This window comes from Brevibacillus sp. FIR094 (genome assembly GCF_050477165.1).
GTDB lineage: Bacteria > Bacillota > Bacilli > Brevibacillales > Brevibacillaceae > Brevibacillus.
The window spans coordinates 43,693-56,227 of sequence record NZ_JBEAES010000005.1; the positions used below are offsets into that span (position 1 = coordinate 43,693).

The 12,535-nt window shown below is 44.4% G+C and carries 13 protein-coding genes and 1 pseudogene; 12 read left to right on the forward strand and 2 right to left on the reverse strand.

Features of this window, described 5'->3' with window-relative positions; all coding sequences use genetic code 11:
- Nucleotides 1-9: 9 nt before the first annotated feature.
- The 5 genes from ACQ5DJ_RS05485 to ACQ5DJ_RS05505 all read left to right on the forward strand — a co-directional run bounded on the left by ACQ5DJ_RS05485 (nucleotide 10) and on the right by ACQ5DJ_RS05505 (nucleotide 6,423).
- Complete coding sequence (locus tag ACQ5DJ_RS05485) at nucleotides 10-1,599, forward strand: catalase (protein ID WP_429841547.1); 1,590 nt, start codon at nucleotides 10-12, stop codon at nucleotides 1,597-1,599.
- A gap of 145 nt (nucleotides 1,600-1,744) precedes the next feature.
- The gene (locus tag ACQ5DJ_RS05490; protein ID WP_429841548.1) at nucleotides 1,745-2,320 is read left to right on the forward strand and encodes a TetR/AcrR family transcriptional regulator; all 576 of its coding nucleotides are present in this window, start codon (nucleotides 1,745-1,747) and stop codon (nucleotides 2,318-2,320) included.
- Nucleotides 2,321-2,395: 75 nt separating this feature from the next.
- Complete coding sequence (locus tag ACQ5DJ_RS05495) at nucleotides 2,396-4,513, forward strand: regulator (RefSeq protein ID WP_429841549.1); 2,118 nt, start codon at nucleotides 2,396-2,398, stop codon at nucleotides 4,511-4,513.
- 188 nt (nucleotides 4,514-4,701) lie between these two features.
- A complete protein-coding gene (locus ACQ5DJ_RS05500; protein ID WP_429841550.1) occupies nucleotides 4,702-5,820 on the forward strand; it encodes a diguanylate cyclase domain-containing protein in 1,119 nt (372 codons plus the stop codon).
- Between the two features lie 144 nt (nucleotides 5,821-5,964).
- On the forward strand, nucleotides 5,965-6,423 hold the full coding sequence (locus tag ACQ5DJ_RS05505; protein ID WP_429841551.1) for a GreA/GreB family elongation factor: 459 nt from the start codon (nucleotides 5,965-5,967) through the stop codon (nucleotides 6,421-6,423).
- 98 nt (nucleotides 6,424-6,521) lie between these two features.
- On the opposite strand, the pseudogene ACQ5DJ_RS05510 reads toward ACQ5DJ_RS05505, so the two are convergent.
- Nucleotides 6,522-6,876: pseudogene (locus ACQ5DJ_RS05510) on the reverse strand (VOC family protein).
- Nucleotides 6,877-6,988: 112 nt separating this feature from the next.
- On the opposite strand from ACQ5DJ_RS05510, the gene ACQ5DJ_RS05515 reads away from it, so the two are divergent.
- From ACQ5DJ_RS05515 to ACQ5DJ_RS05535, 5 genes are all read left to right on the forward strand, one after another.
- On the forward strand, nucleotides 6,989-7,459 hold the full coding sequence (locus ACQ5DJ_RS05515; protein ID WP_429841552.1) for a MarR family transcriptional regulator: 471 nt from the start codon (nucleotides 6,989-6,991) through the stop codon (nucleotides 7,457-7,459).
- A 45-nt stretch (nucleotides 7,460-7,504) separates the two neighbouring features.
- Nucleotides 7,505-8,800: a DNA primase gene (locus ACQ5DJ_RS05520; RefSeq protein ID WP_429841553.1), complete on the forward strand. Its 1,296-nt coding sequence runs from the start codon at nucleotides 7,505-7,507 to the stop codon at nucleotides 8,798-8,800.
- Between the two features lie 64 nt (nucleotides 8,801-8,864).
- Complete coding sequence (locus ACQ5DJ_RS05525) at nucleotides 8,865-9,053, forward strand: alpha/beta-type small acid-soluble spore protein (RefSeq protein ID WP_017248903.1); 189 nt, start codon at nucleotides 8,865-8,867, stop codon at nucleotides 9,051-9,053.
- Nucleotides 9,054-9,171: 118 nt separating this feature from the next.
- A complete protein-coding gene (locus ACQ5DJ_RS05530; RefSeq protein WP_390231684.1) occupies nucleotides 9,172-9,609 on the forward strand; it encodes a MarR family winged helix-turn-helix transcriptional regulator in 438 nt (145 codons plus the stop codon).
- A gap of 88 nt (nucleotides 9,610-9,697) precedes the next feature.
- The gene (locus tag ACQ5DJ_RS05535) at nucleotides 9,698-10,240 is read left to right on the forward strand and encodes an NAD(P)H-dependent oxidoreductase (protein ID WP_429841554.1); all 543 of its coding nucleotides are present in this window, start codon (nucleotides 9,698-9,700) and stop codon (nucleotides 10,238-10,240) included.
- Between the two features lie 28 nt (nucleotides 10,241-10,268).
- Here the strand turns inward: ACQ5DJ_RS05535 and ACQ5DJ_RS05540 are convergent, their stop codons facing one another.
- Nucleotides 10,269-10,991: an EAL domain-containing protein gene (locus ACQ5DJ_RS05540; RefSeq protein WP_429841555.1), complete on the reverse strand. Its 723-nt coding sequence runs from the start codon at nucleotides 10,989-10,991 to the stop codon at nucleotides 10,269-10,271.
- Between the two features lie 224 nt (nucleotides 10,992-11,215).
- Between ACQ5DJ_RS05540 and ACQ5DJ_RS05545 the strand changes: the two genes are divergently transcribed.
- Nucleotides 11,216-11,830 (forward strand): superoxide dismutase, encoded by a 615-nt coding sequence (locus ACQ5DJ_RS05545; protein WP_429841556.1) that lies wholly within the window; start codon nucleotides 11,216-11,218, stop codon nucleotides 11,828-11,830.
- Nucleotides 11,831-11,843: 13 nt separating this feature from the next.
- Entirely contained in the window at nucleotides 11,844-12,503 is a 660-nt protein-coding gene (locus tag ACQ5DJ_RS05550; RefSeq protein ID WP_429841557.1) for a helix-turn-helix transcriptional regulator, read from the forward strand.
- Nucleotides 12,504-12,535 lie beyond the last annotated feature (32 nt).

Sequence of the window (12,535 nt, forward strand, 5' to 3'; positions counted from 1 at the left end):
AGGATTCATATGGATGACAACAGCAAGTCCATCAACCAGTCAGAAGAAAATATCCTGACGAATCGCCAAGGCCATCCGATTACAGACAACCAGAACCTGCGGACCGTTGGAAATCGCGGGCCAACCGTCCTGGAGAATTACGACTTTCTGGAAAAAATCACACATTTTGATCGGGAGAAAACACCTGAGCGTGTCGTGCATAGCCGAGGAGCAGGAGCGCACGGCTATTTTGAAGCGTATGGAACCGCTGGTGATGAACCGATTTCTACGTACACAAGAGCAAAGCTGTTTTCGGAGCGGGGGAAAAAAACGCCTGTGTTTGTACGGTTTTCTACGGTCATTCATGGCACACATTCTCCCGAAACATTGCGTGATCCACGTGGGTTTGCGGTGAAGTTTTATACAGAGGACGGGAACTGGGATCTGGTTGGCAATAACCTCAAAGTTTTTTTCATTCGGGATGCGATGAAGTTTCCTGATCTTGTACATGCGTTCAAGCCTGATCCTGTCACAAACATTCAAGACGTGGAACGGATCTTTGACTTTATCTCGAACACGCCTGAGGCCATGCATATGATCACGTTTTTGTTCTCCCCGTGGGGAATACCAGCGAACTATCGGCAAATGCAAGGCTCTGGCGTAAACACGTACAAGTGGGTAAACCACGAAGGAAAAGCGGTCCTGGTCAAATACCATTGGCAGCCTTTAACGCAAGGAATTAAAAATTTGACACAAAAACAGGCGGAAGAGATTCAAGGGAAAAACTTTAATCATGCCACACAGGACTTGTACGAAGCGATTGAGCGAGGAGAATATCCGGAGTGGGAAATGTGCGTCCAGATCATGAGTGATGACGATCACCCAGAGCTCGATTTTGATCCGCTTGATCCAACGAAAATATGGCCCGAAGATAAATTTCCGTTTCTCCCTGTAGGCAAAATGGTACTGGACAAAAACCCGGATAACTATTTTGCTGAGGTCGAGCAAGCAGCATTTGGGACAGGTGTTTTAGTGGATGGGCTTGATTTTTCCGATGACAAGCTACTGCAAGGAAGGACCTTCTCCTACTCCGACACGCAGCGTTATCGGGTTGGTGCCAACTATTTGCAGCTTCCGGTCAACGCTCCCAAAAAGCATGTCGCTACCAACCAGGAAGGCGGTCAAATGCTGTACCATGTAGATCGAACGCAGCGACATATTAACTATGAGCCATCGACGATTGGCGGATTGCAGGAAGCCAAGCAAGCCGCTCCTGATCATCAGCCAGAAGTGGAAGGGAAGGTCGTTCGTCAAAAAATTGATCGCACCAACGATTTCAAACAGGCGGGAGAACGTTATCGCCTGATGGAAGACTGGGAAAGAGAAGACCTCATTGCCAATCTGACAGATGCACTCCTCTCCTGTGATCCTCGCATTCAAGAGAAAATGCTCGGTTACTTCTCGCAATGTGACCAAGAGTACGGCCAGCGTTTGAAAGCTGGAGTCGCAGAGGGCAATGGCGGAAATAGCGAAGAGATGGGCGGACCGATGGGCGCAACGAATCCCGGAGCGGCTGTCAAAGAAGCCGAAGAGAAATCCCGTCCGTCCAAGCCTTACTGATGAGCCGAGCGAACAACAAGACTGAATGAATAGTGGAGCTTTGCCGAATCCATGGTAAAGCTCTTTTTTGTATCCGGTTGCAATTTGACTTAACAATCAGTAGGCTAAAGCGTATGGGATCGATTTGCCAAAGGAGACGTCATTCATGTCAAAAGATAATAAAACACATCAACATATTGTAGAAGCAGCCTATCAATTATTCGCGGAGCATGGGATTGAGAAGACGAGCCTGACGATGATTGCTACAGAAGTAGGGATCACGAAGCCGGCGATCTACTATCACTTTGCATCAAAGGACGCACTTCTCGATTATTTATTTGATCAACTGTTTGGAAACTATACATTCTCTCATTTTTTCACGGTTACGGACTTTACAGCTGACAATTTCGCGGAACTCCTTATCGAAACTGGGTTGAAGCTATTGCCGAGCGAGGAAGAGGATTATGCCTTTTTACGTGTCTTCAATCAATTTCTGCTGTCTGTCAGTCAAAAAGAGAAGTACCGTGACAAGCTGCGTATGATGCAAGAAGATTTTTTGCAGGGCTTTACCTCCTTATTGGAACGAGGGATAGCGTTAGGTGTCGTCAGTCCTGACCGAGTCGTAGCAAAGGCTCATATTCTAGCACTCGTCGTTGATAATATCAGTAATTACATGCTGATGGGGATTGAGTTAGATCAGAGGGATATCTGGACTGAAACAGTGAGAAGCGTACTAAAGTAATCGAAAAAAACAGTAACGCAATTCGAGTTGCCAGCGTCTTACAATTGTTTACATTAGACGATGGTGAGGAGATTCATGATGGTACGAAGAGAGAAATGGGTAGCACTATTGAGCTATACCGCGGTACTCTCCCTATTGACGACGGGTGGGGTCGTTGCTGCATCCCCTGCGAAGGCAGTTTCCCAAAAAGTAGAAGCATCGCCTGGCACGACGGGCAATCCCGAGATGAAGCTTCAGGCCTGCAGCCAAGATGACACGAAAGCGGATGCTTCGGACATCACGATGAAGCCATGGAAACCATTGGAGAATAAGCCGGTACTGGAAGGGATTACTGCGATTGCAACAGGCATCATTTTTGATGAAGCAGGCTATGGGTGGAGGCCAGGTATTTCGTTTGCCTTTACAGGGGATGGGCAAGTGTGGAAATGGGGCTATCAATCTGACAAGAAGTATGAACCGCACAAGCTAGCCGGGATCAAAGATGCCAAGCAAGTCACGACGGATTATGTCCTCACGGGCGCCGGTGATGTATGGAAGATCGATGAGAAGAAAGCACCAGAAAAACTGGTCGGTCTGGATAAAATCAAGAACATTCAGCAGCTCGACCTTCATGAAGGTGTCCTCTTTTTACTGAAAGAAGATGGTACCCTACTGAAATGGGAAAAAGGAGCGAAAGCAGCCGAAAAGGTGACGAAGCTCTCGAATATCCGTGACATGTATAGTTCAGCGTTTTCCTTGTTTGCAATAGATGACCAAGGGAAGCTTCTTTATCTCGATGGCAAAATTGGTGAGCTGAACACAGAAAATCTGCAAGTAATGGATATCCCGGGGAAAGTTAAACAGGTAGCCGTCGATTACACGGATCGCGCCTTGATCCAAACAGAAAAGGGCGAAGTGTATAGTTACAATTCAAAAGAAAATGAAAAAGTAGTGCGTGCCGCTCATGCAGATGGTGCCACGCGGATGGCAGTTGGCGGAGAAGGATTATACTTGGTGGTAAAAGCGGACGGAACTGTCTGGGGCTGGGGACATAATACACTTGGAATGCTCGGTGCGAATCTGGAAAATGAGCTCGAGGAGCCTGTCAAAGTAGCAGGTCTTTCTGATATTACAGACGTACAGGCGGGTACCGACCATGTGATTGCTCTCGATAAAAAAGGAAACGTCTATTCATTTGGCAGCAATATGACAGGACAGCTGGGACGAATCCCTGTTACGTTTGACAAATGGACAGAATTGGGCGAATTACGTGATGTAAAACAGGCAGTAACTGAGCTGGATCGACCGTACTTCGTTCGTAAGGATGGTTCTGTATGGAGTTTTGGCGCGGATCGAGTGCCACATGAAGTGAAAGGACCTACGAAAGTAAAAACATTGGATAGCATCATGGATTCTCCGGTTACCTTGAATGAGAACGGACAAATCCAGTTGTGGACCAGTGAATTTAGCAGCTGTGAAACATTGGTGTTGCCTTCTCGCATCAAGGATTTCGTTGGTGGAGAAGAGCATCTCTTATTGCGTACGGAAGATGACCAATTCCTGACTGTGGAATTTAGTTATGATTCCGCCGAACGCGGAGGGGTGTATGTCATCACGAACTTGCGCCCACAAAAAGTGGAAACCCTCAAGATCGATTCAAAATTGGCAGCGGATGTGACAAAGCTTTATGCCAATCTTTATACGTTTTTTGCTGTGACGAAAAATGGTCAGGTATTGTACGCAGAACGGAAGAATGATGAGCCGTTCACTTCATTTGCGCAGATAGCTGGTTTGGAAGGAATTCGTGAGCTTGCACCTGAGTATTTTGTCCGTTATACAAAGGATATCGCATCAGTATGGGCGATCAATGATGCAGGCAAGGTTCAGGAAATTCAGGTTCTTCCTGAGAGCGAAGGAAATGACGTAGGAGCTATCAAAGTGAAGCTGGAACCCAAAACGGAAGAAGACATTGCCATGATGAGCGGACGTTTGCGGATTACCAAGGATGGGCAAATCTTCGAACACGAATGGGAACCGCTTAAAAAGCAAAAAGTGGCTGCCCCCGTTAGACTGATTTCCTCTTCGTATGACTATGCGATTGAAGGACCAGGCTCGCATTATCATGTACTGGTCACCGATGATGATAAGATCGTATTGATTGGCGATAATCCATACGGAAAAGGTGAGCTTCAACCAGATATGGTCAGACAATAAAAGACTGAAAGAACATTTAGAGTCTGTACATAAAGCGTGCAGACTCTTTCCTTTTCCCCGAGAGGTAGTATTCATCATCGCCATGGATAAACATGGGAGGTTAATGTAGAATTATGTCGAATGAATATTTATGAATAAGCATGAGCCTATAAGTACGTTGGTTCTATGGAAAGGGAGAATCTATGTAAATGCAGAAGTCATCAAATTCGTCCAAGGAAAACAGCGCTGCATGCTGCCAACCGTCGATTTCGCCGGCAGACGATTCTGCACGGATATTAATAGAAGGAAACACCGAAGTTATCGCACAAATGAACATGATTAACTTGACGGAAGAGGATTTGCAATTAATCGCAGCGTTTCGTCCTGTCATTGAGACTGAAATTGAGCAGATTACTTCTTCTTTTTATGAATCGATTCTCCATGTGGACTCTTTGAAACAAATCGTGATGGAGCACACAACCGCTGAACGTTTACGTCAAACCTTAATGAATCATTTAATCGAGATGTTTGACGGCCGGATCGATCCTGCCTTCATTGAAAAACGATTGAAGATTGCGATGGTTCATCAAAAAATCGGGCTTCCTTCCAAGTGGTACATAGGTTCTTTTCAAAACCTGTTAGGCACACTCATGCGAATGATAGATGATCGGAAAGAAGTTTATCCTGACTCGAAAAAACTGGCTCAAGCCATTACGAAGCTACTTAGCTTTGAGCAGCAATTGGTCCTGGAGGCGTACGAAGACCAGATACGTATGCTGGAGCATCGCGCCAAATCGGTGATGGAATATCAGGCGTTTCACGACGATTTAACCGGCTTGCCGAACAGAAGGAAGCTCCATCAAGCCTTGCATGAGGCGATTGTTAGCAATAGAGAACAGGATACGCGATTTGCTGTGCTGGTACTAGACATCGATCGTTTTAAAATGATCAATGACTCTCTGGGTCATATGTATGGGGATCATTTTTTGCAAGAAGTGAGTGATCGGATCAAAAAAAGCGCGGAAGGATTCGAGGTGACGATTGCTCGTGTGGGTGGTGATGAATTCACACTGATCTGCCAAAATGTTGAAGATGATCACGAGTTTTCGACGTTGGCTGATCGAGTAGTTAAGGAAATCGAGATCCCCTATCGCTTGCAAGGAAAAGATTATTACGTCTCGGCGAGTATTGGCGTAGCCGTGTATCCCGATCACGGATGCAGTGAAGAGCAATTGCTCAAAAATGCTGATGCTGCCATGTACCAAGTGAAGAAAAACGGAAAAAACGGATTTCAGCTTTTTACCAATGAGCTGGATGACCATTTCTGAACAGTAGATGGAATCATTTTGTAATTATTGATACAATGATGAGAGTCCCTTCGGGGGCTATTTTTTTAAGGAGGGTTTTTCCGATGAAGAACATTACGTTCATCAAACATGTCTATGAAAAGCAACTGGGGGGTGAAATCTACTATGAACCCTAGTATTTTGAATGGCACGAGAAATCATCTGATCAACCAGCTTGTCTTTTTTGACGAGCAGTATTCACTCTTTTACGATCAATATGTACGGAACTATGGAAAAGAAAAGCAAGCCATTGATGAAATTGTCGAGCGATACAAGCAAACACTTGAAAGTCTTTTGGTAAAAGAAGACAGTGCACTCTTTCAATCGCTTAAAGCAATTACTTTATTAGGCAGTAGCGTAAAAGTGCTATTTGAAGAAGATCAATTTGAGGAGTCATTTACTGTGGTTTATCCCACAGACATTGACCCGGATAACAACAGAATTTCATTCTTATCGCCCATCGGCAGGCAACTGCTGCTAGCGGCTCCACACGATTCTGTTGTGCTGGAAAGTCCGGTTGGCAGGCAACAGGTGCAGGTTCGGGAGATAAGCTTTACATATATGGGGGGGTTCTCGTCACCTTAGGAATCTACCCATCGCATCGCTCATATGAGAAGACACTAACACGATGTTAGTGTCTTTTTTGTCCATTCTAGTAAAAATAATCAATGCTTATCCGATTGCTATTCCTCGTAATTAAACTGCCACTCGATACCAAATCGATCGACGACACTTCCATAGCATTTGCTCCAAAACGTCTCTTGTAATGCCCTCCAGGTCTTTATTGACGATGGCCAGACTGAAGTTTGTTCCTTCGACATAAGGCATGCTAGGGAATGCATCAGAAAACATAACAGAGCTTCCGTCAATCACAAGTCGTGTGTGCATAATGAGATTTTTGGCTTCTTCAGGCATGATGTAGTTTGGATCGGGCGGTGTATCGCCATATCTATTAAATTGTGGTGGTTCTGTATGAAACACTTTTGCATAGAATTCGACTGCTTCCTGATACAAGAGCAAATATACTTCGAGGATCATGGAAAAATAGGTCCCAAGACGCTAGCAATTTGTTGGTGTCTTTCACTATTTATTCAGGTAAAATTTAGTCGAACGATATTTTCTGAAAAATAGAGTGAAAAGAAGGGATTTCATGATTGTTTTTGGGATGATGATTTGCATTTGGTTGTTATCACTTTGGTTGCAACCGATCCTACAACCTTATGTGGAGGCTTTTCTGCTCTATTTTTATGAGGACAGATTTGAAGCGTACATTCCTTATGAAATGACTGCCTTACATTATGTGGTAAATGCCATGACACTTGGTTTCATCCTTGGATTGCCACTTGAAATCAAATTCAGAAGAGCAAAATCTAAATCACTTAAGAAGCTCAAGTTTTTTGATAACTTAGAGGCTAAAAAAATTCTGTTTATTCTCTCTGTTGCGCGTGCTCAGCATGGTTATGTGACAGCAGCAGACATCGCATCCCAATCCGATCTAACGATTCTTAAAGCCCAAAATATATTAGAAAAGCTTCAAAAAGAGGGGGTCGCTGACTTAAGTGTGGCGGAGACAGGTGACATCCTGTACTATTTCGTTGGCTTGCATGAAATGGAGGAATGAGAGGCGATGGGACCAAGAGAATAAAAGCAAAGGATTGAGGATTGAATGCCTATAATCGTCTTCATTTTAGTAATAGGAGCAATTTTTTATCTCTTTTTTCAGGCAAGTTATTTTATTGTGGATGGACTCTATCAAATCTTAGACAACACTATCTTTTTAGCAATCTTTATGACTCTCATTACCATTGGCTATTTGGTCTTTTACTTTGAAGGGAAAAGGCTTGTTAGGAAGCAGATACAACGAACACATCAAGCAGTTGCAATGACGGTTGCTAACCGTAATCATGGGATCGTTTCTGCTGCTTCGTTTGCTCTGGAATCGGAGTTAACGCTATGGCAATGTGAGCAAGTATTGAAGGATTTGGAAGGACGAAAGGTTCTGCGCACGTCATCCGAGCCTGGCAGGATGGCCGTTTATCAGTTGGACGATCATGTTTACGGACACATGCCTTATGAAAGTGACGACCATGAGGACCTGGATGATGAGGAAACGAGCGAGCTGGAACAGACCCAGCGAAAACGCAAAAAAAGAATCTTACAAGTCGTATTGGGAGGAGTCATTGGCACATTGATTGCCATCTCCGAAGAACAGATTTTCTTGAACATGAGAGAGTATATCTCGGCTGCAATAGTTGCACTTACCTTTCTCGTTTTAATCGGACATTACCTCCTGTCATCCCTTCAAAAAGAGGATAAACGACATTCGGAACACGATGTTTTAACGTATGTCATGGATAACGAAGGGGAACTCAATCCGAAAGAGATTCCTTATTATACGCATGAAAGCTATCAATCAATGGAGCCCATGATCGATAACTGGCACAAAAGTAACTACTGCTCGATTACGTATCAAGAAGATGGTGGAATCATCTATCACTTTCCGAATTATACGGATGAGTCGGAAGTAAACGAATATGACGAAGAGTATGATCCGATCCCTGCATGGATCGATAAAAGGTCGAGATTTCTGCTGTTTTGCTGTTTGGCATTTGTCTTCAGCTATGTAGGCGGCTATGCCCTTGTACATTGGAACAGCCTTATCTTTATTCTCGCTTGTACCATCATAGGGGGGATCTACGGTCATTTTGCCTTCACAAAAAAACCGGAGCTAGAGAGAATGGAGCGAATTGCACTGCAAGTAGCTACGAAGAATGGCGGTGCTGTAGCTGTTTACGAGTTGGCTTACAATGCCAGAATCACCATGGATGAAGCTGCGACGTTATTAGAAAAATGGGAGCAAACGAACATTGCGAGAAAAGTGTATGCGGAGGAAGGCGTGCCGATTTACATGGTGGGTGGTATGGTTTCCCAAGAGCAAAGACAAAGGTCGGAGCATGTTTGAATACACTCCCATAATCTGCACATACTACCATGAAACAATCAATCACAACCAGAGGTGAACAGCATTGGCACGTTCGAATTCCTTGGTATCTGGACAAGCTCGCGCAGCACTTGATCAATTAAAGTACGAGATCGCTGCTGAATTCGGAGTCGAGTTGGGCGCAGATACGTCGGCACGCCAAAATGGCTCTGTCGGCGGAGAAATGACGAAGCGCTTGGTACAATATGCGGAACAACAAATGTTTCGTCTGTAATCCCTCCTTGTGAGGGATTTTTCTTTCGCTTACATTTGACCGAAATATCGCGTATAGTTAGGGGAGAGCGACGAGACAGTCGCAAGGACCGAAGAACAGCAATAGGGGGATTTTTGGCTTGAATAGCGACAATTTGCATAACTGTTTGTTTTTCACTTCCAATCGTTTATCCCGTGTGATTACGAAAATGGCGGAGGAATCCTTCCAGCGTTATGGATTTTCTCCTACTCATGCGTATCTCATGTTGGCTGTAAACGAAAAGGAGAAAGTGACCCCGACCCAATTGGCGCAAATTCTTCATATGACACCATCAACGATTACTCGTTTTGTCGATAAGCTTGTTGGAAAAGGCTTTCTGGAGCGAGAAGTAGAGGGGAAAAACATCTTCGTTTTGCCTACGAAAAAGGGGCGCGAAGCTCAAGCTAACATAGAAGAAGCCATTACAGATATGTACAAAAACTATGTGGCATTGCTTGGAGAAGCTCAGGCAAAATCAGTTACACAGATGATTCACGAGACAGTCGAAATGCTGGAAAAGAACGAGTCGGAGTCCTGATTCCAGCATTTGTAAGGAACGGGAGAGTTGACAGTGTCCTGTCTTTCTGTTAATTTGTATGTACAAACAAATAAAATGGAGGATATCCATGAAAACTCTCGTTATCGCAGTACACCCTAGCATGTCTCAATCTCGTATCAATAAAGCATGGAAGCAAAGAATGCAAAAAGAAGAAAGCGTAACAGTTCACGATTTATACGCTGCCTATCCAGATTTCCAGATCGATGTTGAACAAGAGCAAAAGCTGATGCAGGAGCACGATCGTATCGTCTTTCAATTTCCGCTTTACTGGTACAGCACACCAGCACTTTTGAAACAGTGGCAGGATGCTGTGTTGACGTATGGTTGGGCTTACGGATCTGAAGGAGACAAGCTGCATGGAAAAGAGCTTCTCCTCGCAATTTCTACAGGCGGACCTGAGGAAGCTTATCAACGTGAAGGATACAACTACTATTCCATCAGCGAACTGATCAAACCGCTGCATGCGATGGCGAATTTAACGGGAATGAAATTCTTGAAACCGTTCTTGTTCCAAGGGGTATTGGGAGTTTCGGATGAGCAAATTCAGCACAGTGCAGAAGAATATGTGGCTCATGCACTGAACGCTTCCATAGAGTCGGTAGAAAAATAGTCAGACACGAGAGACGATGAGAAAGCTTTCATCGTCTTTTTTGTGTGGCTTGAAGTGGTTCTGGGTGCCCTAGCAAAAAACCTTGACCAATAGGTACCCCAAGTGCCAAAGCGACAGATAAGTCCTCCGGCTCCTCGATTCCTTCCAGTACAAGCTGCGTTTGATCTTGGCAGTATTGGACGAAAAGCGAGACGAGTTTTTGCTTATTCGGCATGGAGGACAATTGCTTGCCGAAGTACCTATCGAGCTTAACGATATCTGGTTCATACTCCACGATCTTTTTTAATGACGCGGCACCCGAGCCGACATCATCTAATGCGATCTGGAATCCATGCTGACGTAGCTCACGTATTTTTTGCCCCAACAGTCTTATCTCCCACATCTTGTCTTCTTCATTAGCCTCGTTGATTTCCAAGACAATTCGACTGTTCCACGATCCAAACAAGCTTTCGGTAATAAACGATGGGAAAGCAGGGTTCAATAACGTAGAAGGAAACACATTGATGAACAAGAGCGGGACATGATCGTGAAAAGTCACCCTCGTAAAGTATGATTCAATTGCTGTTTTCATCGATAACGTATCCAATTCATATAAGTGTCCTTCTGACCGAGCCTTTCGAAAAAGAAAGTCTGGCGAGTGGTGTGTGGAGGAGCGAAGAAGTGCTTCGTACCCGAAAAATTGTCCTGTCGTCAGATGCACCAGGGGCTGGAAAACAGGATATGGCGGTTCCTTTGCCAATACGACGTTCATGGAATCATATTCCTTCCTGCACCAAATATTTGACATGAAGAAAAATTGTTTCCTTTAGGAAAGATAAGTTGTCGATATTTTACAATATAGCGGTGTTGTTTGCAATGCAAGCTTCATACGTAATTAAATTTTGCATCAAGGAAACAAATTTGGATATGTACAAAATATTTTTCATCTTGTAAACTAGGCTTGTAACCGACAATCAAGATTGGAGGAAATAGGAAATGGAAGCCTTTACGTTACCGGAACTGTCATATTGCTATGATGAGCTGGAACCTTACCTGGATGCGAGAACGATGGAAATTCATCACGGAAAGCATCATGCAACGTATGTGGCCAACTTAAACAAGGCCCTAGAAAACTACTCGCAGTTCAGGAATGCTTCGGTCGAAGAATTAATCAGTAACTTGGAGGATATCCCGGAAGACATTCGCATGGCAGTTCGAAATCATGGAGGCGGACATTATGGACATAGCTTGTATTGGTCAATCATGAGTCCGACTGGCGGCGGGAAACCAACAGGGGATATTGCGAAAGGAATCGACAAGTATTTCGGAAGTTTTGAGGAAATGAAGGATCAATTGACAAAAGCAGCTGTCAGTCGTTTCGGATCAGGATGGGGATGGCTCGTCGTCAACGGAGACAAGTTGGAAGTGACGAGCACACCCAATCAGGATACTCCTTTTATGGAGAAGAAAACGCCTATATTGGTCGTAGATGTGTGGGAGCATGCTTATTATTTGCAGTACCAAAATAAACGCCCTGATTTTGTCTCGTCGTGGTGGAATGTGGTCAACTGGGAGGAAGTCAATCGTTTGTATAACGAAGCAATCCGCTAAGGCAGGTCCATCCATGAACAGACACGCGGTCTATTTTCAAGAACAGGAAAAACGTCGAGAAATTTTGGTGTTGCTAAAAAAGCGCCGTTTGGTCAATGTCCAGGAGCTGTCTAAGCATCTTGGCATAACCAAAGTCGCTGTGCGTAAGCATTTAGATGTTTTGCATAGAGAACGGTATATCGAATCTCGAATCATTCGCCAACGAACAGGCAGACCAGCCTATGTGTATCATCTAACGAATACGGCTGAACAATTATTTCCGCGTCACTACAGCGATTTAGCTACAGAGATGGTGGCGGGCATTCAGGATTTGTATGGGGAAGCTTTCGTCGATCAATTATTTGAGAAGCGAATGGCGAGGATGCTGCAAACCTATCGAGAGGTCATGAGAGGGCAAGGATTTGACCAGCGAGTGAAAACGTTGGCGAGCATACAGAAGGATGAAGGATACATGCCTCACTTGGAAAAAATCAGAGATGGTTTGTATACGCTTGAAGAAGCAAATTGTCCTCTCCTACAAGTAGCGATTCGCTATCGCCAAGCATGTCAATGCGAGCTCTCCTTGTTTGAGTCGCTAGTAGATGCGCATGTAGAACGTACTTCGTGTATGACGGAAGGACAAGTGAAATGCCGTTACCTGATAAAAGAAAAGCTCAGCATTGAAGAATCGTAGTGAGCAAGACATCCGTTACAAGGGCGGATGTC

Coding starts and splice junctions, on each gene's coding strand:
- ACQ5DJ_RS05495 (WP_429841549.1), top strand. CDS start 2,396: ATGATGGTACGAAGAGAGAAATGGGTAGCACTATTGAGCTATACCGCG.
- ACQ5DJ_RS05540 (WP_429841555.1), bottom strand. CDS start 10,991: ATGAACGTCGTATTGGCAAAGGAACCGCCATATCCTGTTTTCCAGCCC.
- ACQ5DJ_RS05545 (WP_429841556.1), top strand. CDS start 11,216: ATGGAAGCCTTTACGTTACCGGAACTGTCATATTGCTATGATGAGCTG.
- ACQ5DJ_RS05485 (WP_429841547.1), top strand. CDS start 10: ATGGATGACAACAGCAAGTCCATCAACCAGTCAGAAGAAAATATCCTG.
- ACQ5DJ_RS05505 (WP_429841551.1), top strand. CDS start 5,965: ATGAACCCTAGTATTTTGAATGGCACGAGAAATCATCTGATCAACCAG.
- ACQ5DJ_RS05550 (WP_429841557.1), top strand. CDS start 11,844: ATGAACAGACACGCGGTCTATTTTCAAGAACAGGAAAAACGTCGAGAA.
- ACQ5DJ_RS05515 (WP_429841552.1), top strand. CDS start 6,989: ATGATTGTTTTTGGGATGATGATTTGCATTTGGTTGTTATCACTTTGG.
- ACQ5DJ_RS05490 (WP_429841548.1), top strand. CDS start 1,745: ATGTCAAAAGATAATAAAACACATCAACATATTGTAGAAGCAGCCTAT.
- ACQ5DJ_RS05535 (WP_429841554.1), top strand. CDS start 9,698: ATGAAAACTCTCGTTATCGCAGTACACCCTAGCATGTCTCAATCTCGT.
- ACQ5DJ_RS05500 (WP_429841550.1), top strand. CDS start 4,702: ATGCAGAAGTCATCAAATTCGTCCAAGGAAAACAGCGCTGCATGCTGC.
- ACQ5DJ_RS05520 (WP_429841553.1), top strand. CDS start 7,505: ATGCCTATAATCGTCTTCATTTTAGTAATAGGAGCAATTTTTTATCTC.